The sequence below is a fragment of the Plantactinospora endophytica genome (genome assembly GCF_016862915.1).
In the GTDB taxonomy this organism is placed as follows: Bacteria; Actinomycetota; Actinomycetes; order Mycobacteriales; family Micromonosporaceae; genus Plantactinospora; species Plantactinospora endophytica.
The window spans coordinates 228,894-250,077 of record NZ_BONW01000005.1 but is presented as its reverse complement, the minus strand read 5'-3'; the positions used below and the strand labels follow the sequence as shown (position 1 = coordinate 250,077).

Annotated in this window: 21 protein-coding genes and 1 pseudogene; 11 read left to right on the top strand and 11 right to left on the bottom strand. The window is 72.1% G+C overall.

The features are described from left to right. The first annotated feature begins 74 nt into the window (after positions 1–74). The gene (locus Pen02_RS08545) at positions 75–998 is read left to right on the top strand and encodes a carbohydrate kinase family protein (RefSeq protein WP_239140322.1); all 924 of its coding nucleotides are present in this window, start codon (positions 75–77) and stop codon (positions 996–998) included. Between the two features lie 24 nt (positions 999–1,022). Here Pen02_RS08545 and Pen02_RS08540 read toward each other — a convergent pair whose 3' ends face one another. Then, positions 1,023–1,400, bottom strand: coding sequence for a DUF4259 domain-containing protein (locus Pen02_RS08540; protein WP_203865373.1), 378 nt, complete (start codon positions 1,398–1,400; stop codon positions 1,023–1,025). 101 nt (positions 1,401–1,501) lie between these two features. Then, positions 1,502–1,861 (bottom strand): DUF3099 domain-containing protein, encoded by a 360-nt coding sequence (locus Pen02_RS08535; protein WP_203865506.1) that lies wholly within the window; start codon positions 1,859–1,861, stop codon positions 1,502–1,504. Positions 1,862–2,010: 149 nt separating this feature from the next. Here Pen02_RS08535 and Pen02_RS08530 point away from each other — a divergent pair, with 149 nt between their 5' ends. Both Pen02_RS08530 and Pen02_RS08525 read left to right on the top strand, forming a co-directional pair. After that, a complete protein-coding gene (locus Pen02_RS08530) occupies positions 2,011–2,301 on the top strand; it encodes a hypothetical protein (protein ID WP_239140268.1) in 291 nt (96 codons plus the stop codon). Further along, positions 2,298–2,705, top strand: coding sequence for a YlcI/YnfO family protein (locus Pen02_RS08525; RefSeq protein WP_239140266.1), 408 nt, complete (start codon positions 2,298–2,300; stop codon positions 2,703–2,705). Before Pen02_RS08530 ends, Pen02_RS08525 begins: the two co-directional genes overlap by 4 nt. Positions 2,706–2,889: 184 nt before the next feature. Here the strand turns inward: Pen02_RS08525 and Pen02_RS08520 are convergent, their stop codons facing one another. The 5 genes from Pen02_RS08520 to Pen02_RS08500 all read right to left on the bottom strand — a co-directional run bounded on the left by Pen02_RS08520 (position 2,890) and on the right by Pen02_RS08500 (position 7,398). After that, on the bottom strand, positions 2,890–4,104 hold the full coding sequence (locus Pen02_RS08520) for a low temperature requirement protein A (RefSeq protein WP_203865371.1): 1,215 nt from the start codon (positions 4,102–4,104) through the stop codon (positions 2,890–2,892). Between the two features lie 295 nt (positions 4,105–4,399). Continuing rightward, positions 4,400–4,978 (bottom strand): HhH-GPD-type base excision DNA repair protein, encoded by a 579-nt coding sequence (locus Pen02_RS08515; protein WP_203865370.1) that lies wholly within the window; start codon positions 4,976–4,978, stop codon positions 4,400–4,402. A gap of 17 nt (positions 4,979–4,995) precedes the next feature. Further along, positions 4,996–5,640 carry an ASCH domain-containing protein gene (locus Pen02_RS08510; protein WP_203865369.1) on the bottom strand — a complete coding sequence of 215 codons (645 nt, stop codon included), beginning with the start codon at positions 5,638–5,640 and terminating at the stop codon, positions 4,996–4,998. A gap of 108 nt (positions 5,641–5,748) precedes the next feature. After that, positions 5,749–6,114, bottom strand: a complete 366-nt coding sequence (locus Pen02_RS08505; RefSeq protein ID WP_203865368.1) for a nuclear transport factor 2 family protein — start codon at positions 6,112–6,114, stop codon at positions 5,749–5,751. A gap of 885 nt (positions 6,115–6,999) precedes the next feature. After that, a complete protein-coding gene (locus Pen02_RS08500; protein ID WP_239140265.1) occupies positions 7,000–7,398 on the bottom strand; it encodes a RidA family protein in 399 nt (132 codons plus the stop codon). 474 nt (positions 7,399–7,872) lie between these two features. On the opposite strand from Pen02_RS08500, the gene Pen02_RS08495 reads away from it, so the two are divergent. The 6 genes and pseudogenes from Pen02_RS08495 to dtd all read left to right on the top strand — a co-directional run bounded on the left by Pen02_RS08495 (position 7,873) and on the right by dtd (position 13,611). Beyond that, positions 7,873–8,451 (top strand): hypothetical protein, encoded by a 579-nt coding sequence (locus Pen02_RS08495; protein WP_203865366.1) that lies wholly within the window; start codon positions 7,873–7,875, stop codon positions 8,449–8,451. A 193-nt stretch (positions 8,452–8,644) separates the two neighbouring features. Continuing rightward, positions 8,645–9,085 (top strand): cupin domain-containing protein, encoded by a 441-nt coding sequence (locus Pen02_RS08490; RefSeq protein WP_239140263.1) that lies wholly within the window; start codon positions 8,645–8,647, stop codon positions 9,083–9,085. Positions 9,086–9,419: 334 nt separating this feature from the next. Then, positions 9,420–10,046 (top strand): annotated as a pseudogene (locus Pen02_RS08485) (lytic polysaccharide monooxygenase auxiliary activity family 9 protein); the annotation flags it as partial. A gap of 287 nt (positions 10,047–10,333) precedes the next feature. Further along, positions 10,334–11,584 carry a CPBP family intramembrane glutamic endopeptidase gene (locus Pen02_RS08480; RefSeq protein WP_203865365.1) on the top strand — a complete coding sequence of 417 codons (1,251 nt, stop codon included), beginning with the start codon at positions 10,334–10,336 and terminating at the stop codon, positions 11,582–11,584. A 114-nt stretch (positions 11,585–11,698) separates the two neighbouring features. Further along, the gene (locus Pen02_RS08475; RefSeq protein ID WP_203865364.1) at positions 11,699–13,183 is read left to right on the top strand and encodes a DUF7782 domain-containing protein; all 1,485 of its coding nucleotides are present in this window, start codon (positions 11,699–11,701) and stop codon (positions 13,181–13,183) included. A 5-nt stretch (positions 13,184–13,188) separates the two neighbouring features. Continuing rightward, positions 13,189–13,611 carry a D-aminoacyl-tRNA deacylase gene (gene dtd, locus Pen02_RS08470; protein ID WP_203865363.1) on the top strand — a complete coding sequence of 141 codons (423 nt, stop codon included), beginning with the start codon at positions 13,189–13,191 and terminating at the stop codon, positions 13,609–13,611. 84 nt (positions 13,612–13,695) lie between these two features. Here dtd and Pen02_RS08465 read toward each other — a convergent pair whose 3' ends face one another. After that, the gene (locus Pen02_RS08465) at positions 13,696–14,484 is read right to left on the bottom strand and encodes a sporulation protein (RefSeq protein WP_203865502.1); all 789 of its coding nucleotides are present in this window, start codon (positions 14,482–14,484) and stop codon (positions 13,696–13,698) included. A gap of 444 nt (positions 14,485–14,928) precedes the next feature. On the opposite strand from Pen02_RS08465, the gene sigB reads away from it, so the two are divergent. Further along, positions 14,929–15,972: an RNA polymerase sigma factor SigB gene (sigB, locus tag Pen02_RS08460; protein WP_372445593.1), complete on the top strand. Its 1,044-nt coding sequence runs from the start codon at positions 14,929–14,931 to the stop codon at positions 15,970–15,972. Between the two features lie 128 nt (positions 15,973–16,100). Here the strand turns inward: sigB and Pen02_RS08455 are convergent, their stop codons facing one another. Together Pen02_RS08455 and Pen02_RS08450 are read right to left on the bottom strand one after the other, a co-directional pair. After that, positions 16,101–17,729 (bottom strand): ABC transporter permease, encoded by a 1,629-nt coding sequence (locus Pen02_RS08455; protein WP_203865362.1) that lies wholly within the window; start codon positions 17,727–17,729, stop codon positions 16,101–16,103. After that, positions 17,726–18,652, bottom strand: a complete 927-nt coding sequence (locus Pen02_RS08450; RefSeq protein ID WP_203865361.1) for an ABC transporter ATP-binding protein — start codon at positions 18,650–18,652, stop codon at positions 17,726–17,728. The genes Pen02_RS08455 and Pen02_RS08450 overlap by 4 nt, the downstream gene beginning before the upstream one ends. A gap of 156 nt (positions 18,653–18,808) precedes the next feature. Between Pen02_RS08450 and Pen02_RS08445 the strand changes: the two genes are divergently transcribed. Further along, entirely contained in the window at positions 18,809–19,744 is a 936-nt protein-coding gene (locus Pen02_RS08445; protein WP_203865360.1) for a TetR family transcriptional regulator, read from the top strand. A gap of 227 nt (positions 19,745–19,971) precedes the next feature. On the opposite strand, the gene Pen02_RS08440 is transcribed toward Pen02_RS08445, so the two are convergent. Further along, positions 19,972–21,153, bottom strand: a complete 1,182-nt coding sequence (locus tag Pen02_RS08440; RefSeq protein ID WP_203865500.1) for an acetoin utilization protein AcuC — start codon at positions 21,151–21,153, stop codon at positions 19,972–19,974. Positions 21,154–21,184 lie beyond the last annotated feature (31 nt).

Genomic DNA, 21,184 nt, shown 5'->3' with positions numbered 1-21,184 from the left:
CGGCCGGTGCGAGCTCGACCGACGGGACTGCCAACGAACCCGGGCCGGTCGGGGCGCCGAGGGCGGCGGGCGTGGTGAGGGCGACGGGGCGGATCGTCGTGGTCGGCGACATCGTCACCGACGTACTCGCCCTGCTGGCCGGGCCGGTGTCGGCCGGCTCGGACACTTCGGCCGACATCCGGGTCACCGGCGGTGGTCAGGCCGCCAACACGGCCGCCTGGCTGGCCTGGCAGGGCTCGCCGGTGACCCTGGTCGGTGCGGTCGGCGTCGACGACGCCGGAACGTCCAGGCTCGCCGAGTTGACCGCGCTGGGCGTACGGTGCGCCGTGCGGCGGTACCCGGACACGCCGACCGGCACCGTCGTCGTGCTGGCCGGCGACGGGGAGCGGACCATGGTCACCCAGCGCGGGGCGAACCTCCGGCTGACCCCGGAGCACGTCGAAGCCGCGCTCGGCGCGAGCGCGGACGCGACCCATCTGCACCTGTCGGCGTACACCCTGTTGGACGCCGGGTCGCGGGAGGCCGGCCGGCGGGCGCTGGCCGCAGCGCGCGGGCGCGGGCTCACCACCAGCGTCGACGCGGCCTCCGCCGAACCGCTGCGCCGGGTCGGCGCGGCGGCGTTCCTGGAGTGGGTACGCGGTACCGACCTGCTGCTCGCCAACGCGGACGAGGCAGCGGTGCTGGCCGGCCCCGGATCACCGGTCGAGCGGGCGGGTGTCCTGACCGGGGTGGCCCGGCACGTGGTGGTGAAGGGCGGCGCCGCCGGGGCGGTCTGGGCCGGGCCCGACGGTGAGGTGGTCTCCGCGCCGGCCCGTCGGGTGCCGGTGCGCGACGTGACCGGAGCCGGGGACGCGTTCGCGGCCGGCCTGCTGGCGGCTTGGACTGCCGGTGCTGCTCCGGCCGAGGCGCTGGACCGGGCGGCCGAACTGGGCGCGGCGGCGGTGGGCATCCTCGGCGCCCGACCGCCGGCCCGACGGCCGGCCGACGTCGACGGCTGACGGTCGAGGCGGCCGGGTGCCCGGTCAGCCGGTGCTCGCGCGCCGGGCCACCTCGATGAACCGGTCGAAGGTCTCCACCAGGACGGCCCTGCGGGTTTCCCGGGCGTCAGCCGAGTCGACGAGATCGCCGATGCTCTCGTCCCAGACGGCCAGGTAGTGCCGCTTCCACTCGGCGGCGAGGTCCGGCGCCGGCAGGCTCACCCCGACGTAGGGCAGTTCGGCGAGCCGGTTGAGGAGTTCGAGATTGCAGGGCACCGCCACGCCCCAGTACTCGTCGGGCTCGATCTCGACCGGATCGCCGGACATCGCCTCGGCGACCTCGGTCAGCAGCCGGTCGGTGAGGATCGAGAGATGGTCCGCGGCGGTGTCGTTGTCGAAGTTGCCGAAGCCCCAGTTACCCACCGTTGCTCCTCCTGACCGGTCGCCCGGCCGCGTCGCTGTCTCGGCCGGCGTCCCATGATCACCGCCCGGGTCAGGCTACCGACCGGATCGGCGGGTACCGGTCACGGCTCCGCGTCGATCACCCGGTGCTGGCGCTCCTCGGCGGGCAGCGCCCGGGGCGGGGTCTCGTCGCGGTGCGTACGCTGCAGCCGGGCACCGATCCGGTGCTGCTCCTTGGGTGGACGGTCGTTGGCGAGCAGCACTGCCAGCCACGGAATCAGCACCATGCCGACGGCACAGAGCGGCAGCCAGAGCCAGAGCAGCGGCGCCTTGGCGCCGACCAGGATCGCGCCCGCGACCACGCAGAGCGCCCGGATCGACATCATGACGATGTACCGGCGCTGGCGGGTGCGTAGCTGGTCGTCCTGGCTGCGCGAGGCGTCGGTGATCAGGATCGGCTGGTACGCCTGACGCTTCACCACGGCCTCCGGAGGGATGCTGGTCGGTCCGCCCGGAACTCTCCCGTCCCGGGATGCCATCCCCATCCTTCCACCTCCGCCGCCAGGTCGGCGGGCGGCAGCCTCAGCCTCGACACTCCCTCGACGTGTTACGTGCGTGGTACGCTCCCCGCGTGGGCAGCAGGTTCAGCTTCACCGACGAGGCGCTGGGCAACCTGAGAGTCCACGACGTCACCCCCGGCGAGGTCTGGGAGGCGCTGCACAGCGCCCGACGGGTAATCCGGCACCTCGGCGACGACGTGATGGTCGTCTACGCGACCGCACGGCGCGGGCGACGACTGGCCATCCTGCTGGCCGAGGCCGATCAAGTGGACAACGACTGGGACATCCTCTCCGCGCGTGACCTGACCGACATCGAGTCGAAGCGCTACGAGGAAACGATCCAGGGGCGACGACGAGGATGAGTCCGTCCCCGCCGGGCGGGCCCGAGATCGCGCACCAGGAGACCGGAATCGATCACGAGATCGAGCACGGAAACGAGGAGGAGGCGGTGACGATGCACCGAGACGATGCCGTCAAGCGGTTCCACGCCGGAGACGACCAGCTCGCGGACCTGATCGACGACGCGCAGCCGGTCGAGCTGCCCACCCCGGACACCGACGTGCCGATGGTCAGCCGCTCCGTACGCCTGCCGCTGGACACGTACGAACGGGTCCGTTCGGCCGCCGAGGCGCGGGGCATCGGGGTGACCACCCTGATGCGGCAGTGGATCGAGGCCGGGCTGGCCGACCTGGACGACTCGGCGACCGTGTCACTGGCCGACGTACGCCGGGCCCTCGCCGCGCTCGCCCACCCGACCGCCGCCTGAGCGCCAGCACCTGGAGATCGCCGCCTGGATACCAGCGCCTGGACTTCTCTGCCCGGCTACCAGCGTGTGGAGATCGCCGCCTGAGACAGCCGGCTGAGGGGCCACCACTTGGGTGCCACCGCCTGAGGGGTGCCGCGTGCGCGCTATCGCCTGCGCGTTGGCGCCGGCTGGGGAGCGCCGGGTGTCAGATCGGCGGTGCGGGCGCTTCGAGTGCCTTGCCGTGCGAGCGGCGCAGGTCGGAAAGCGCGACCCCGAGCAGCACGCCGGCGGTGGTGCCGGCGACCGCCACCAGCGGCAACCGCCGCACAACCGGCACCGCCGCCGCCAGCAGGACCAGGCCGATCACCCGGGACCGGGAGATCCGGCCGAACACCAGGAACTCGAACCCGGCCCGCCCGACCAGGAACAGCGCCGGCCCGCCCAGGATGGCGATCAGCCAGGCGGGCGCGATGTGCCCGAACGGGTGCGTGATCGACAGCTCGTAGCCGACTCCGGTGAGTACGATGCCGGCAATCATGGTCAGGTGTGTGTAGGTGGCGGCGAGGCCGAGCCGCGTCGGATCCCGGGACTTGATGATCGCGGCCGGTAGCACGTGTCCGGCCCGGTAGAAGTAGATCCGCCAGAGCAGCACCGTGGTCAGCAACGCCAGCCCCAGCGCGCCGGTACGACCGGGCTCGAAGGCACCGCCACCGCTGCTGAAGGCGACCCCGGTGACGAGGATCAGCTCACCGAGCCCGATCAACAGGAACTGCTGGTAGCGCTCGGCGAGGTGCTCACCGGCGAACGGCTGCGCGCCGTACTCCGAGCGACCGAGTCGGGGTGTCGGCCAGCCGAGGGTGAACCCGAGATAGTCCACCCCGACCGCGACGCTCCAGAGCACTCCCCGGAGGAGGCTCTCCCCGGCCATCCCACCGATCAGCCACGGCACTGCGGTCAGCCCGGCCCAGAAGAGCACCCGTCGCGGCGCCGCCGGGTCGCCCACGACGCGGCCACGCGTGGCGATCAGGAAGAAGCCGACCCGGACGAACTGGACCGCGAGATAGCCGGCCACGAAGATCAGGCCACCCTCGCCGAAACCCTGGGGCAGGGTGACCGCCACCACCATGCTGCACACCACGGTCACCACCACGACGCCCTGCACGGCGAACGCCTCGGGCTCCAGGGTGCTGGTGACCCAGGCCGTCGACGCCCAGATCAGCCAGAGCGCCAGGAACAGCACCAGGGTCTGGCCGGCCTCCGAGAGCAGGATGCGCTGGTCGGTGGTGAAGTCCTCGACCAGCCGCTGGGAGACCCGGGTGAGCGCGAAGACGAAGACCAGGTCCAGGAACAGTTCCAGGAAGGTGGCGCGCTGCGAACTGGACTCGGCGCGCAGTACCGGGTCCGCCGGGGTGTCAGCCATTCGGTGTCAGCCCGGCGGGTGCGGTCGGCGGTCCGGGTCGTACCCGGGTCGGCGCCGTCGGGACCACCACAGCGCCCCCTGAATGCTCGACGATCTCAACACTCAACGAGCCAGCCTGCGCGGAGGCGCCGCCGTCGTCCGAATCCGCGCCGCCGTCCCGATCCGGCTCGCCGACCGGCTCCGCCACGGCCGTCCGGCACCGCTCGCGCTGCCCCGCTCCTCTCCCGCCGTCCGGCTCCACTCCCGCCGTCCGGCACCGCGCCGCCGCCGGCTCCGTGCGGCACGGGCGAGGCGGTCAGCCCGCTGCGGCGGCCTTGGCGGCGGCCTTCATCTGCTGCTTGTGCTGGCGTACCTTGGCCAGCGATGTCTCGTCGACCACGTCGGCGACCGAGTAGTGGGCACCTTCGACGCCGTAGTCGCCGGCCGCCTCGCGCCAGCCCGGCGGCTGCACCCCGAACCGCTTACCGAGCAGGGCGAGGAAGATCTGCCCCTTCTGCTTGCCGAACCCGGGCAGCCCGGTGATCCGCTTCAGCAGTTCGCGGCCGTCCTCGGCCTCCGACCAGAGCCGGCGCGGGTCACCGTCGTACTGCTCGACGAGGGTTCGGCACACCTCCTGCACCCGGGCCGCCATCGCCTTGGGAAACCGGTGCAGGGCGGGGCGCTCGGCGAAGATCGCGGTCAGCGCGTCCGGGTCGAAGGCGGCCAGTTCGGCGGCGTCCGGGTCGTGACCGAGCCGCCTGCGCAACTCGTACGGGCCGGCGAAGGCCTTCTCCATGCTGACCTGCTGGTCCAGGACCATGCCGATCAGCAGCGCCAGCGGGTCGCGCCGGAGTAGTTCGTTGGCTTCGGCGTCGATGGGCAGCAAGAGCGTCATGCGGCTATCTTGCCTGCTCACTCCGGCGGTGGCGGAGCGCCCCCGAGCGGATCGGCCGGTGCGGCGGACCCCGCCGCCGGTACGGCGGGCAGACCGGCGAGGTAGGCGGCGCCGCGCGGAGAGATCCGGTAACCGACTTCGAGACTCTCGGTGAGGCCGAGGTTCTTCAGCTTGCGGACGTCACGCTTGAAGGCATCCCGCTCCCGGCCGACCTGGTCGGCGAGGTCCCCGGCCCGCCGACCGGGGTTGGCGGCGACGAGCCGGAGCAGGGCGTGGGTCCACGGGCCGCTCCGGCTGTGCCGGTCGAGCCGGGCCAGCCGGGCGACCAGGTCGGTCCGCTGCTCCGCCGAGAGCCGGCTGTCGGCCCGAAGCGCCACCCGGGGGTCGGGACCCACCCAACGAACCCCGATCCGGTACGTCGGCCAGCCGGCCGTACCGCCGAGCGCCGCAATCAGCGCCTCGGCGGAGGATGCGCCCGCACCCCGCGCCTCCGCATCGGTGATCCCGGTCGGCTCGACGGCGGTGACCGATTCGACGGCGACAACCCCGGCGGCGGTGACCAGGGTGTCGCCGGCCCGGACGCCGGGTCTGGCCCAGCGCCGGAAGACGAGGGTCACCCTGCCAGCCGCCACGCCCTCGGCGATCGCCCGGCTAAGGATCATCTGGGACATCCTCGGTGCGGTCCGCCCCCGCCGGGTCGCACGTCCCGTCCGGCTCGGGACGACGGTACGTCACCGTCGCAGGATCGACGGTAGTCCAAAGCCTCGGTGTCAGCCGGGGACCTTGTCGAGGAAGCCGTAGACGGCGCGGATCCGCCCGTCGTCGGCGAGCCCGGCGACGTCGAAGCCGACCGCGACCGCTTCGCCACCGGCCGGCGGTACGAGTTGCCAACCGAACCGGACGACGTCGTGATGCCCGTCGACGTCCCCCGTCGGTGCGAAACGAAGCCCGGGAAACATCTCCCGGGCACCGCTGATCACCGCGCCGATCCCCGCGTGCCCGCCGACGTCGGCCAGCGGATCGGTGTAGGTGGCGTCCTCGACGAACAGGTCGGCGATCCCGGCCGAGCGGGCGGCGGGATCCGGCTCGTTCCACAGCGCCAGGTACTGGTCGACGAGACCCTTGAAATCGGTCACGGTTCAGGTCCTTTCCGGACGACGGTGCAGGTGGCGTCGGCGGTCGAAGTCGATCCGTACCGCCGACGCCACCGAACCTGCCACCGCATGCCGGAGCCTGTCGATTACCTCCGAGGTCAGGTGGCGCCGGGTTACCGACCGTCTTTTCCCCATCTGTGGGTACGGCCGGCCCGCCAACCGGCACCGGCCGGTGGAGGTGGGTACGGGATCGTCGATGTCGTCGACGGCTCGCGCGACGGTGCCGACCGGAAGGTGTCGCTTCCGCCTCGCAGGAGGGCCAGCCCGTCGATCACCGGGCTCTTGCCCTTTCGAGGGCGGGTAACGCCTCGCAGTCGCACTGCGTTACCCGCCGGGTCCAGCGGTTCAGACCATCGTCGGAGATCATTCCCCGTCACCGAGCGGTTGCGGCCAACTCGGATGATCTCGAACGACAATTCGGATCATCCCATTGCGGCGCTGCCGGGGCTAGTCAAGAAAGGGCAAAACTTCGCCACGATCGCGCGATGAATCGGTCGAGCATTATGTGTTGCGTCAACATTCGCGCCCGCAACAACCCGGGAAACGTAACCTGAAAATGCTTCACTCTTTCCGGGATTGCGCATGCCTCGGCCAACCACAGTGGACTGTCGCCGCCCAGCTACACAGGGTCAGGGTGACACAAACCGTGATCGAGCAATCACAGGAGCCCGATTCGGCCCTACCCGGGGTTTCAGCGAAACCAGGCGGAGCCGTTTATCGGTAACGACGAGACCAGGCCGGCGAAGACCCGGCGAAGACCCGGCGAAGAGCAGCGGCCGGACACCGAACACACAGGACATCGGAACGGGACGGGCACCAACACCGCCGTAAGCAATGCGATCCGACCGCCCCGGCCCCCGCCTCGGATCAGTCGCCTACGGCGATCGCCTCGATCTCGAGCAGCCATTCCTCTGCGTAGATGTCGGTGATGATGATGGTGATCGCAGGCGCGTGGTCGCCGAGCACCTCGTTGCGGATCCGCGAGTTCGCCTCCCGATAGCGCCGGTCGGAGAGGTACGTCGTCACCTTGGCGAGGTTCCGCACCCCCATCCCCGCCTCGGCGAGTACGGCGAGGACGTTGCGCCACACCAGCCGGCACTGCGAGTCGAAGTCCTCCGGGATGTACCCCGCCTCGTCCCGCCACGGCACCTGACCGCTCACGAAGACCGTACGGCTGCCGCCGGTGACCAGCGTGCCGTGGGTGTAGTTGCCCGTCGGCGCCGGCAGCCCGGCCGGGTTGATCTGCTGGATCTCGACCTCGGTCACAACACCCTCCTGCGTCACGACGTACTGATCATCGATCATGGATCATGTGCGTGGGAAATAACTGCTTACGGTGCGTGGGGAAGAACTGCTCGCGGTGCCTGGCGACAGAACTGAGCGCGGTGCGTGGGGAGAGCTGATCGCGGTGCGTGGGGAACCTACGCAGCACCGGCCGACGGATCAAGCCCGGCGCGGGCGGGTGCCCCGGTCCGGGCGGGCGGGGCGGCGAGGACCGTCGATGTTGCCGGGGTGGGGCGGGGCGTGCTGGAATGGCTCATATCGCCGCAGTGCGGGGGCAACCGCACTGAGCACGGCCAGCACGGGAGCACAGCAGTGCCGGCAGCGCGCCACTCGTACGGAGACCGCGCTGCATCGCCGGGCCAGTTTCCGACGACGACGGACAGGTAGCCGCGAACGACGGCGCGTCCGACGAGATCTGCCATGTGCACAGACCCGGCGACGAGGTGAGACACGATCATGATTACCCGGAACAGCTTCGCGGGCTGGTACCGCAACCGCTTCGTGTGGGTGGCGGTCATCCTGCTGGCGGCGTCGGCCACAGCGGTCGTACTGGTGAATTCGGCCGGCTCGGAGGCCAGGCCGGCGGATCTGCGGGGGCAGATCCTGACCCGGATGCGGACCACGCTGGAATCGGCCGACCCGGAGCAGCACCAGCACGCGGGCCACAACGCACAGCAGACGACCGACGGCGAGAAGCCGGCGGTGATCTGCGGAGTGCACGTCTACGGTTTCGAACCGGCCGAGGTCAGCACGCTGGCCGAGGTCAAGACGGTCTACGGCTTCCATCTCTGCGGGGTCGCCGAGAAGCAGCGTCCCTGGGACTGGGCGGTCAAGCTGGCCGGCCCGGTGATCATGGACATGTCCAAGGAACCGCCGGGCATCCAGGTGGTCGAGGCGACCGCCGAGGTCAGGTTCGTCGACCGGCTCCGGGAGATGTTCCCGGACAAGTACGAGGAGTTGGCCCTCAAGGAGGCGCTGGCCGAATCGGAGATGACCGACCTGCGCCGCCGTTATGATGCCGCCGCCGGCCTCTGACCAGCGCGCCTCCGACCAGCCGGCCTCCGACCTTCCGGCGGTGACCTCTGGCGGGCGGGCGGCCGGCGGCGCGGGCGGGTCGTCCGGTGGGCGTTTCCGTCCGGCGGTACCCCGCTCGCCTAGACTCCGGTCGTCGGCTCGTGGGCCGGCGGGCCGGGCCTGGCTGCGGCCGTACCCGAGTGGAGGTCAACCCGTGACGACGCCGCGCCGACCCCCGCTGGCCGAGCAGCTCGACCTGGCTCCGCACCCGGAGGGCGGCTGGTTCCGCGAGACCTGGCGCTCCACGCACGCCTTCACCCCGCAGGGGTACGCCGGACCGCGCGCCGCCGCGACCGCGATCTACTTCCTGCTGTACCCCGGGGAGCGGTCCCGCTGGCACGTGGTCCGCTCCGACGAGCTGTGGTTGTGGCACTCGGGCGGCCCGCTGCGGCTGTGGCTCGGCGGCTCGGCCGAGGTACCGGGGACGGAGCCGACGGAGGTGCGGCTCGGCCCGGACGTGCCGGCCGGCGAAGCGCCGCAGGCGGTGATCCCGGGCGGCGTGTGGCAGGCGGCCGAACCGGCGGGCGGGCAGCCGGTCCTGGTCAGCTGTGTGGTGGCACCGGGCTTCGACTTCGCCGACTTCCAACTGGCCTGATCCGCCGACGGACCGGTCCGGGGTGGACATGCGGGACCTTTCCGTCCGCCGCACATAGATGAACACCTATTGATTGAGTCGGCCACCCGTGCTGCAATGGTCCATATCGCCGCAGTACGGGGGCAACCGTACGGCGAGTGTGGGATCCGGGCACGACTTTCTTCCCTCCACAGCCGCGCCGGGGCGCGACGGGCGCCACCACCACGCCCGTACGCCCCGCCGGTCTCCATCCGACCGCGCCGCCCGACGAACAACCACTGCGGGCCGTGGTCGAACAGAAGGGACCCAACTCGTGAAACTCCTGCGCAGACTCACGGTCGTCGGCGTCAGCGCCGTGCTGACCGCCGGACTCCTGACGGTGATCTCACCGAACCAGGCCGCCGCACACGGCGCGCTGATGATCCCGGGGAGCCGCACCTACGCGTGCTACCGGGACGGCCTGACCCCGCAGGGCAACATCGTGAACAAGAACCCCGGCTGCGTCGCCGCGGCCAACGTGAGCGGCGTCTACCCGCTCTACAACTGGTTCAGCGTGCTCCGCTCCGACGGTGCCGGCCGGACCCGGGGCTTCGTGCCGGACGGTCAACTGTGCAGCGGCGGCAACTCCACCTTCCGGGGCTGGGACCTGGCCCGGAGCGACTTCCCGAAGGCCCAGGTCAGTTCGGGCGCGTCGGTCGAGTTCCGGTACAGCAACTGGGCCGCGCACCCCGGCCACTTCGACCTCTACGTCACCCGCAACGGCTGGAGCCCCACCCGTCCGCTGGCCTGGAGCGACCTCGAGTCCACCCCGTTCTCCTCGGTCACCAACCCGCCGCAGCGGGGCAACGTCGGCAGCAACGAGGGCCACTACTACTGGACCGGCCGGCTGCCCACCGGCAAGAGCGGCCACCACATCATCTACTCGGTGTGGACCCGGTCCGACAGCGCGGAGACCTTCTACGGCTGCTCGGACGTGACGTTCTGACCTGCGGTCCATCCGCCGCCAGCCCGTCGCCCGGCCCGCCCGCGCGCGACGGTCCGTGACACTCCCGACGGGATGCCGCCGACCCGAACCGGCGGCATCCCGTCGAGGACGACCCTCCGGCGACCGGCGCGAAGAACTCCCGCCCGCACGGCGTCGACGCGTCCGGCCGCCACTGCCGGCCGGCGCGCCCGGCCACCCGTTCGAACGGCCCACGCCGCCGGACCGGAGGCCGGTTCGGGAACGTGGCCGATGTCCCACTGGCATCGAAGCCGCACCCTTGGTGCATGACAACCGCACCCGCACCGGGTACCCCGTACCACCGGCTCGCCCGGACCGACCGGCACCGCTGGTGGCGACCGGTACTCGGCACGCTGCTGATCCTCGGCGGCACACTCGTCGTGGTCTGCCTGCTGACCGGCGTCGGCATGTCGATCGCCGCCCTCGCCGGACGGCCGACCGACCCGGACGGCCTGCCGACGCTCGGCGCCCTGGGCGAACTGGTCCTGACCCTGGCGGGTGTCGCCGCCGCGCTGCCCTTCGTGCTGCTCGCGGTGCGCTGGGTGCAGGCCCGGCCGACCGGTACGGTCTCCTCGGTGCTCGGCCGGCTGCGCTGGCGCTGGCTCGGCTGGTGCGCGCTGGTCGCCGTACCGACCGTGCTGCTGTTGATCGGCGGCAGCTTCGGCCTGCTCACGCTGACCGGCAGCGACGAGGGTACGGACGTCGGTGCCGGCTGGCCCGGCTGGATCGGCTTCCTCGGCGCGCTGGCGCTGCTGCTCCTGCTGGTCCCGTTGCAGGCCGCCGCCGAGGAGTACGTCTTCCGGGGCTGGCTGTTGCAGGCCGTCGGCGCCTTCCTCCGGACGCCGTGGCCGGCGATCGCCCTCCAGGCCGTGCTCTTCGCGCTGGCCCACGGCTGGGGTACCCGGTGGGGCTTCGTCGACCTGGCGATCGTGGCCGGCCTGATGGCCTGGCTGACCATCCGTACCGGCGGGCTGGAGGCGGCGATCGCGCTGCACGTGGTGAACAACGTGATCGCGTTGGGTGGTGCGGCGGCACTGGGTCAACTCGGCGCTGAGGAGACGGCTGCGGACGCTCCCTGGGAGATGTTCGTGGTCAGCATGCTGGTGCACAGCGCGTACACCGTGGTGGTGCTCCGGCTGGCCCGCCGTCGGGGACTGTCGACCACCACCCCCGAGCCGCTGACCGTCGAACCCGTCGGCTACCTCCCTGTCGTACCCGTCGGGCAGCCGGTCGCCGTACCGGTCGGATACCCGGCTGCCGGCGTCGGGCACCCGGTCGACGCGGCCGTCGGGTACCCGGCCGGTGGGGTTGTCGGGTATCCGGTCGGGATCGGACAGCCGGATCCGGCGCTGGCGTATCCGGCCGGGACACCCGGTCACCCGATCCCGGCGCCCGGAAATCCGTCGGTGGCCGCGCCGACGCCCGACGCCCCGGCATCGGCGGTGGAAGTACCCACTGCGACGGCACCGGGACAGCCGCCCGGCGCCGGGGAGACGCCGGTCGGACCGGCCGACTGACCTCGGCACACTCGGCCGGGGTACCCGCCGGTTACACCCGACGGGGTGGTTCCGGGCCGCCAACTGCGGGGGTTGCGGCTCGGGCCGACAGGACCGACCGGCAGGATGGACGCCGTGGACGGGAACGACATGCTGCTCTCCCCCGCCGGGGTGGACCAGCTCCGGACGGCACTGACCAGCGCGGGCTACACGTCGACCGGCATCGCCGACCGACTCGGCCCGGGGGCGACCAGCGGTCTGGCCCGCAACGACTTCCGGGCTGCGCTGCGGGCCACCGAGGAGCGGGATCCGCTGGCCACCCTGATCCGGCTCTTCGTCTGTGCCCAGACCGAGCCGGAAGAGGCGGTACGCGCGGCCTTCGCGCCGCTGCCGCTCGCCGAGGCGCTCGCCGGAGGGCTGCTCGAACGGGTCGGCGACGGGCTCCGCCAGGGCGTCGACCTGGAGCCGTACGGGGACTCCTGGTGGGTTCTCTCCGACGTGCCGGCCAGTGCCCGACCCGGCCAGCCGCTCGCCGCCGACCACGTGCTCGGAATCGGCGGCGCGACCACCACGCTGGTCGGGGCGACCGTCCGGCGCCCGGTCGGCAGCGCGCTCGACCTCGGCACCGGCAGCGGTGTGCAGGCCCTGCACCTGGCCGAGCACGCCCGCTCGGTGACCGCCACCGACGTCTCCGACCGGTCGCTGCGGTTCGCGGCGACCAACGCCGCCCTGAACGGCCACACCTGGGAACTGCTGAAGGGCGACCTGGTGGGTCCGGTGGCCGGCCGCCGCTTCGACCTGGTCGTCAGCAACCCGCCGTTCGTGGTCGGCCCCGGCACCACCACGCACAGCTACCGCGACTCGGGCCGGGTCGGCGACGGGATCGCCGCCGAGCTGGCCGCCGCCGCGCCGACGCTGCTCACCGAGGGCGGCACTATGCAGTACCTGGCCAACTGGCTGCACGTGGCCGGCGAGGACTGGGGCGAGCGGGTGGCCGGCTGGTTCGCGGGTACCGGCCTGGACGCCTGGGTGATCCAGCGCGAGGTCGCCGACCCGATGGCGTACGTCGACCTGTGGCTGGCCGACGCCAGCGAGGCGGCCGATCCGCATCGGATGGCGGCCTGGCTGGACTGGTTCGACGCGCAGAAGGTGGAGGCGGTCGGCTTCGGGGTGGTGAACCTGCGCCGGGGCGGTCACACCGATCCGGTGCTCCGGGTCGAGGACCTGCGGCAGGCCGTACAGCCGCCGATGGGCGAGCAGATCGCCGCCTGGTTCGACCGGCAGGACTGGTTGCGGGCCCGGGACGGCGAGGCGCTGCTGGCCACCCGGTTCCGGGCGGTCGACGGGCTGAAGCTGCGCCAGGAGGCGTCGATGGGCGACGAGGGCTGGGCGGTGGACCGGCAGGTGCTCGTCCAGTCGCACGGGCTGCGCTGGTCGGAGGAGGTGGACCCGCTGGTGCTGGCGCTGGTCGGCGGGGCCAACGGTCAGGTGCCGCTGCGTGAGCAGCTCGGGGTGCTGGCGCTCGCGCACGACGTACCGGCAGATGATCTTGCGGAGGCGGCCGGGCCGATCATCGCGCACCTGGTGGAACGCGGCGTCATCGCGCCCGTGGCAGACTGACCGCCGTGCGGGCGGTGGTGCAGACGGTCAGCCGGGCCAGCGTGACGGTGGACGGCGAGGTGGTCGGGGCGGTCTCCGACGGGCTGCTGGTGCTGCTCGGGGTGACCCACTCCGACACCCCGGCCACTGCCGAGACGATGGCCCGGAAGGTGCACGAGCTGCGCATCCTGGACGACGAACGGTCCGCCGCCGACGCCGGAGCGCCGCTGCTGGTGGTCAGCCAGTTCACCCTCTACGGCGACGCCCGGAAGGGCCGCCGGCCCAGTTGGGGCGCGGCGGCCCCGGCCGAGGTGGCCGAACCGCTGGTGACCGCCTTCGTCGAGGCGCTGCGGATCCGGGGCGCGAAGGTGGAGACCGGCAGGTTCCGGGCGCACATGCTGGTCGAGAGCGTCAACGTCGGGCCGCGTACGGTGCTGCTCGACCTGTGAGCCGGACGCGCCGCCCCGGTCAATCGGTGGAGTTCGACGCGGACGAGCGCTCCGGCGCGGACGAGGGCTCCGGGCATGCGGGGGCTAGAAGAAGAGGCCGCGCTTCTGCATCGACTGGCGGAGCCAGCCGTCGAGCTGCCGGGTCCAGTCGGTCCGGTCGACGGTCGCGTAGTCGACGACGAACCGGCCGAACGCGTCCCGACCCTCGGTGAAGAGGCCGCCTCGCTTGTCGATCTCCAGCACGATCTGCAACTGCTGCGGCGTCGCCACGAAGGTCAGTTCGAGCTGGTTGATCGCCCGGGCGTACTGGGGACCGGGGTAGAACTCGATCTCCTGGTAGAACGGCAGGGTCTGCTGTACGCCGTAGATGTGGCCGCGTTCGACGTCCGCCCGGCTGAACCGGAAGCCGAGCTGCACCAGAGCGTCGATGACGCGTTCCTGCGCCGGCAGCGGGTACACGGCCACCGGGTCGAGATCGCCCTTGTCCACCGCGCGAGCCACCTCCAGCTCGGTACGCAGCCCCATGGTCATCCCGTGCAGGTGCTGGCCGCCGATCTCGGTGAGCGGCGTCTCCCACGGCACCTCGAAACGGAACGGGATGTCGTGGCGCTGCCCGCTCTCCAACCGGAACGGGCCGGTCACCCGCTGCCGCTGGAACTCCTGGGTGGTGTTGTACTCGCTGTCACCGCTCTCCACCTCGACCCGGGTCACCAGGCCGAGCGAGACGTACTCGACGTCGACCGGGTGGTCGCCGCCCGAGACGTGGACCTGGCCCTCCAGAAGACCGCCTGGCCGGCAGTTCGGGTTGGTCAGCACCGTCTCGACCGACGGACCGCCCACGCCCATCGCCTGCATCAACCGCTTGAAGACCACCACGTCCTCCATCCGTCATTTTGATCTCGGTCCGTCTCGCACGGTAACCGCCGCCGGCAACTCCCGCCCAGGTCCGTGCCGGCCCGAACCCGGATGTGTGCCCGGCCGAGCCTGGACCTGTGCTCGCCCCGAGGCCCGGATGTGCGCCTGCTCCGGGCCTGGATGCATGCTCGCCCGAGCCCGGATGTGCGCCTGCCCCGAGCCCGGATATGCGCCTTGCCTTGAGCCCGGATGTGTGTGCCGGGCCGGGCATGGCCGCCGGGCGGTAATCAATCGGATCAAGGCCGAAGAACCGGACAAATCCGGGTTCGTCGACCTCCCGGTTTCATGCCAACCGCACGCTCTCCTCACCTCGGCTTCACGCCCTACCGGCCAAGCTATGTGTCACCAGCGCGGTTGTCCGCTGGTACGCGCCACATTGTCGAAGCGGGGAGGCGACAGATGATGGTCCTGCAACACAGCGAGAGCCACACTCACCCGGCCAGCGCGGCCGGCACCGATAACGAGCCGACCGGGGACGGCGGGCCGGGGCAGGCCATGGTCGACCTCGACGCCACCGACGAGCGCGGCGCCTCTGCCGACCTGGTCCGGGCGTACCTCAACGGTATCGGCCGGACCAAGCTGCTCACCGCCGTGCAGGAGGTGGACCTGGCCCGGCGGATCGAGGCCGGGCTCTACGCCGAGGAGAAGCTCGGCACCGACCTGCGGGGTACGCTGCCGGCGCAGTTGCGGGCGGACCTGGCCACCGTCGCCGCGCAGGGGCGGGCCGCGAAGAACCACCTGCTGGAAGCGAACCTGCGGCTGGTGGTCAGCATCGCGAAGCGGTACACCGGGCGGGGCATGGCGTTCCTCGACCTGATCCAGGAAGGCAACCTCGGCCTCATCCGCGCCGTCGAAAAATTCGACTACACCAAGGGCTACAAGTTCTCCACCTACGCCACCTGGTGGATCCGCCAGGCCATCACCCGAGCCATGGCCGACCAGGCCCGCACCATCCGCATCCCGGTACACATGGTCGAGCAGGTCAACCGGATGGTCCGGACCCGCCGCGACCTGGCCACCCAGCACGGCCGGGAGCCCACCGTGGCCGAGGTCGCCGCCGCGCTGGGCGTGCCGGAGTTCCAGGTCATCGAACTCATCTCCTACGACCGCGAGCCGGTCAGCCTGGACCAGGCCGTCGGCGAGGACGGCGAGAGCGCCCTCGGGGACTTCGTCGCCGCCGTCGACCCCCGCGAGGAGCCCGGCGACACGGTCTCCCGGGGCATGCTGCGCAACGAGGTGGAGATCGTGCTGGCCACTCTCTCGCAGCGCGAGCAGGCGGTGATCCGGCTGCGCTTCGGCCTGGACGACGGCCGGCAGCGCACCCTGGACGAGGTGGGTCGGGAGTTCGGCCTCTCCCGGGAGCGGATCCGCCAGATCGAGAAGGTCACCCTGCTCAAGCTGCGGCACCCGTCCCGGGCCGACCGGCTGGAGGCGTACGCGAGCTGAGCTCCTTCGACGTCGACGCCCCCGCCACCTGCACAGGTGGCGGGGGCGTCCGCGTTGCACCGGATAGGCGTCCGCGTTGCACCGGATAGGCGTCCGCGTTGCGCCGGATGGCGACAGTGCCCGGCTGCTCAGCCGATCGCCAGGTCCCGGCGGCGGAAGGTGGCCAGGCCGAGCCCGGTCAGCGCGACGGCGACGACGAGCAGCGCGACCAGCGGGGTGGCGGTCGGGTCGGTTGCCGGCACCGCCGGCAGGTGGGTGAACGGGGACAGGTTCAGCACCGCCTGCGGCAACTCCAGCAGTGCGCCGAGCTGACCCACCAGCACGCAGAGCAGGAAGACCGACCAGGACAGCGCCACGGCCAGCCGGGGCAGCAGCCCGAACAGCACCACGACCAGTCCGGCGAGCGCCAATACCGCCGGCACCTGGACCAGCCCGGCCACGGTCAGCCGGGCCACCTCGCCCGGCACGTCACCGCTGACCAGGCCGTAGCCCAGCCCGGTGCTCGCGCCGGCCAGCGCCAGCAGGCCGGCCGTGCCGAGCGCGGCCCAGCACAGGTGGCTGAGCAACCACCGGGGCCGACTGAGCGCGGTGGCGAGCAGTCCCTCCAGGGTGCCGGCCGTCTCCTCGGCCCGGAGCCGGAGCACCGACTGGACCGCGAACCCGGCCACCGCCAGCGCGAACATCGCCATCATGGTGCCCAGGAACGCGTCGACCAACTCGTCGGTGCCGCCGAGTTGGGCGATCAGTTCGCTCGCGGCCTCGTTGTCGCCGACGAAGCTGCCCACCTCGTCGCCGACCGAGCCCATCGACAGTCCCATCACCGCGACGCCGACCGCCCAGCCGAGCACCACGCCGCGCTGCAACCGCCAGGCCAGCCCGACGGGGCTGAGCAGTGCCCGGGGCGCCGTCGCGGGTCCCCGGCGGACCGCCAGCAGCCCGCTGCCCAGGTCGCGGTGCGAGGTCAGCGCGAAGGCCGTACCGACGGCGAGGGCCGCGAACCCGGCGGTCAGCGCCAGTACCCACCAGCGGTTGCCGTCGAACGCCTGGACCTGGTTGGCCCAGCCCAGCGGGGAGAGCCAGGACGGCCAGGCACTGACCACCCGCATCCCGTCGACGGTGACGTCGCCCCAGGCGTCTCCGGCCGCCCGGAGCAGGAAGGCGAGCCCGACGACGGCTGCGGCCATGCCGTTCGCGCCGCGCGCCGTACCGGAGATCTGGGCGGTTACCGCGGCGACCGCCGCGAACGAGATCCCGATACCCGCGATCGCGGCACCGAGAGCCAGCGAGCCGGCCACCGGCAGTTCGCCGGCGATCAGTACCCCGGCGAGCAGCAGCCCGCTGAGTACGTTCGCCGCCAGCGTGGTGAGCAGGGCCGCCGAGAGCGGGGCGTGCCGGCCGACCACCGCCGAGCCGAGCAGTTCCGCGCGACCGGTCTCCTCGTTCTGCCGGGTGTGCCGGACCACCGCGAAGGTGCTCAGCAACGCGGCGAGCAGGGCCAGCATCGTGTACGCCTCGGCGGTCACCACCGAGCCGAGACTCGGTCCCGAGACCGGGCCGTTGAACGCCCGGGCCACCACACTCGCCGCGCTGGTGGTGGCGTACCCGATCCGGTCCTGCTCGGTGCCGTAGATGCCGGCGACGCTCTGCGCGACCAGGGCGGCCACCCCGGGCACGGCCAGCGCCCAGACCAGCAGTTTGACCCGGTCCCGGCGCAGCGCCAGCCTGGTCAGCCGGGCGGTGCCGGTGAACGTGGTCATCGGGTACCCGCCGGCACCGCACGCTCCGCCGGGACGGCGTCGGATCCGTCCCCGTAGTGCCGCATGAACAGCTCCTCCAACGTCGGCGGCGTACTGGTCAGCGTGCGTACGCCGAACCTGGCCAGGTGGGTCAGCACCGGGTCGAGGGTGCCGGACTCGACCTCGAACCGGGTGGTCGGGCCGGAGACGGTCACCGCGTGCACCCCGGCGAGGTCGGCGAGCCCGTCGACGGGTCGTTCGGTCTCCACCGTCATCGGCGTACGGGTCAGGTGGCGCAGTTCGGCCAGGGTGCCGGACTCGACCGTACGGCCGGCCCGGATGATGCTGACCCGGTCGCAGAGCGCCTCCACCTCCGACATCACGTGGCTGGAGAGCAGGACCGTCCGGCCGGCGTCGCGCAGCGCGGAGACGTACTCCCGGAAGACCGCCTCCATCAACGGGTCCAGTCCGGAGGTCGGCTCGTCGAGCACCAGCAGCTCCACGTCGGAGGCGAACGCGGCCACGATCGCCACCTTCTGCCGGTTTCCCTTCGAGTAGGTGCGGCACTTCTTCGTCGGGTCGAGGTCGAAGCGCCGCAGCAGTTCGTCCCGGCGGGCCGGGTCGAGGCCGCCCCGGAGCGCACCGAACAGGTCGATCGCCTCGCCGCCGGAGAGGTTGGGCCAGAGGTTCACGTCGCCGGGCACGTACGCCAACCGGCGGTGCAGCCCCACGGCGTCCTGCCATGGATCACCGCCGAGCACGCTGACCTGGCCCGCGTCCCTGCGGAGCAGGCCGAGCAGGATCCGGATGGTGGTGGACTTGCCCGCCCCGTTCGGTCCGAGGAACCCGTGCACCTCACCGGACCTGACGGTCAGGTCCAGTTCGTCCAGCGCGCGGGTGGCCCCGAAGGTCTTCACCAGGCCGGCCACCGAGATCGCGGTCATGACGCTCCCTTGCTAGTGCCGATTCCGCGTCGTCCACAGTGCAGACGACGCGTCGAGCGGGATCGTGACGGTGTCTCGATCCCCAGTGTACTGACCGATGGTAGGACGACTGTCACAAATTTCTGATCGTCGGTCAGTGCCCGGTACGCTGCACGGGTGGACGCGCCGCCGACCCTCGACACTCCGGGCCGGATCCTGCGTACCGCCCTGGACCTGTTCGGCACGCAGGGCTACCAGCGCACCTCGCTGCGGCAGATCGCCGACCGGCTGGAGCTGACCAAGGCCGGCATCCTCTACCACTTCCCCAGCAAGGAACACCTCCTGGTGGCGCTGGCCGAGCCGCTCATCTCGGATCTGGAGGCGGCGCTCGACCGGGCGGCCCGGATGCCCTGGCCGGCGGCCCGCTGGGCGGCACTGGAGGGCTGGCTCGACACCCTGCTGCGACACCGTCGCCCACTGGGGACGCTCTACCACGACATGACGCTGCTCTCCCAGGGCAGCACGTACGCCCGGATCCTGCGGCTCGCCACCCACGCGCACGACCTGGTGGCCGGCCCGAACGCGACCCGGCGCGAGCGGATCCGCGCCATCCAGGCCACTGCGGTACTCAGTGACCCGATCGTCTTCTTCGCCGACGTACCCGACGACGAACTACGGGCGGACATGCTCGACGGAGTGGCCCGGTTGCTCGGCGAACCGGCACCGCCCGCACCGGTGACCTTGGCGGGCACGGCGGCCCCGACGGCGGCGGGTGCGGTCGCAGCGGTCCCGGCAGCCCCGACGGGGGCGAGCCGAGTGGCGACGGAGGCCGGCGGGGCGGGTGCGCCTTCCGACCGCCCGGACAGCCGACAACTCCGCTCGGCTTCCGGGCTGGGCGGTGGCCCGCGCGTCGGCCCGGACCATGGTCGGCCGGGGCGTCGCCGACGGGCCGGCCGACCACCCGGGCTCAGCGCCGAGCAGGTACGGGCGGCTCGGGCGATGCACGCCGCCGGCCTGCACACGGTGGACCAGATCGCCGCGAGCCTGGGCGTCTCCCGGGCCACGCTCTACCGGCACCTGCGGTCCCCCGACCCGGCACACCCACCGCAGTAGCAGCCGAGCAACACCGCGACGAACGACAGAGCGGCAGAACAACAGAGCTGCACTGCGGCGGTGCGGCGGTGCGGCGGTGCGGCGGTGCGGCGGTGCGGCGAGCAATAGTGAGACAGTTTTGCGACGCTAATTCGAGACTATTTTGCGACAGGGCTCGACGGCGAGTAGTGACTCCTGGGCGGGTAGCCGGGTCCGGAGCGCCGAGGGGTCGAAGACCGCCTGGGGGATCAGAGTGCGGGATCCTGCGGGTCGAGGTCGTGCAGCGGGAAGACCGCCTTGCGGGTCGCCATGATCGCCCGGTCCACCGCGTCCGGTTCGCCGGTCGGCTGCCACGGCTCGTACGAGCCGTCCGCGTCGTCGGTCATCCGCAGCGGCACGTCCCGTTCGGGGCGGCGCTCCCGAGCCAGCGCCCGCCAGGCCGGCGGAGTCAGCGCGGCCGGCACGATCGGTTCACCGGTGGCCACCGCGAGCAGGTGGGTCCAGGCCCGGGGCACCACCTCGACCAGCGCGTACCCGCCGCCGCCGGTGGCCAGCCAGCGCCCGTCACAGAGCTCGTCGGCGAGCGCCCGCAGCGCCAGATAGCTCGCCCGCTGGCCGTCGACGCTCAACCGAAGGTCCGCCAACGGATCCAGCCGATGACTGTCCGCGCCGCACTGGGTGACCAGGATCTGCGGCCGGAACGCGCGCAGCATCGCCGGGACGGTGGCGTGGAAGCCCCGCAGCCATCCCGCGTCACCGGTGCCGGGCGGCAGCGGCAGGTTGACCGCGCTCCCCTCGGCTCCCGGGCCGCCGGTCTCGTCCGAGAAGCCGGTGCCGGGGAACAGCGCCAACGGCGTCTCGTGCAGGCTGATCGTCAGCACCCGGGGATCGGTGTAGAAGATCTGCTGCACCCCGTCGCCGTGGTGCACGTCGACGTCCACGTAGGCCACCCGTTCGGCGCCGAGGTCGAGCAGCCGGGCGATGGCCACCGCCGGATCGTTGTAGACGCAGAATCCGGCCGCCCGGCTCGGCATGGCGTGGTGCAGGCCGCCGGCCACGTTGACCGCCCGGCGGGCCTCGCCCCGCCAGACCGCCTCGGCCGCCGCCAGACTGGCTCCGGCGACCAGCGCGCTGGACTCGTGCATCCCGTCGAAGATCGGGTTGTCCGTGGTGCCGAGACCGTACCCGGAGAAGAGCGGATCGTGCGGGGCCGCCCGGACCGCGTCCAGGTAGTCCGGACGGTGTACCCGGGCCAGTGCCGCGTCGTCGGCCGGAGTGGGCGCCACCAGGCGTACGCCGGGGCGGTCCAGTACGCCGAGTTCCCGGGCCAGGGCCATGGTCAGCTCCACCCGTACCGGGTCGAGCGGGTGGTCGCCCAGGTCGTACGTCAGCAGACTCTCGTCCCAGACCACCACCGTGTCGTCCGACATGTTGTTCATCGTCGCACGTCGCCCCAGCGAG

Coding starts and splice junctions, on each gene's coding strand:
- Pen02_RS08520 (WP_203865371.1), bottom strand. CDS start 4,104: ATGGCTGACACCCCGGCGGACCCGGTACTGCGCGCCGAGTCCAGTTCG.
- Pen02_RS08440 (WP_203865500.1), bottom strand. CDS start 21,153: ATGTCGGACGACACGGTGGTGGTCTGGGACGAGAGTCTGCTGACGTAC.
- Pen02_RS08510 (WP_203865369.1), bottom strand. CDS start 5,640: ATGATCCTTAGCCGGGCGATCGCCGAGGGCGTGGCGGCTGGCAGGGTG.
- sigB (WP_372445593.1), top strand. CDS start 14,929: ATGGTCCTGCAACACAGCGAGAGCCACACTCACCCGGCCAGCGCGGCC.
- Pen02_RS08515 (WP_203865370.1), bottom strand. CDS start 4,978: ATGACGCTCTTGCTGCCCATCGACGCCGAAGCCAACGAACTACTCCGG.
- Pen02_RS08450 (WP_203865361.1), bottom strand. CDS start 18,652: ATGACCGCGATCTCGGTGGCCGGCCTGGTGAAGACCTTCGGGGCCACC.
- Pen02_RS08455 (WP_203865362.1), bottom strand. CDS start 17,729: ATGACCACGTTCACCGGCACCGCCCGGCTGACCAGGCTGGCGCTGCGC.
- Pen02_RS08480 (WP_203865365.1), top strand. CDS start 10,334: ATGACAACCGCACCCGCACCGGGTACCCCGTACCACCGGCTCGCCCGG.
- Pen02_RS08495 (WP_203865366.1), top strand. CDS start 7,873: ATGATTACCCGGAACAGCTTCGCGGGCTGGTACCGCAACCGCTTCGTG.
- Pen02_RS08525 (WP_239140266.1), top strand. CDS start 2,298: ATGAGTCCGTCCCCGCCGGGCGGGCCCGAGATCGCGCACCAGGAGACC.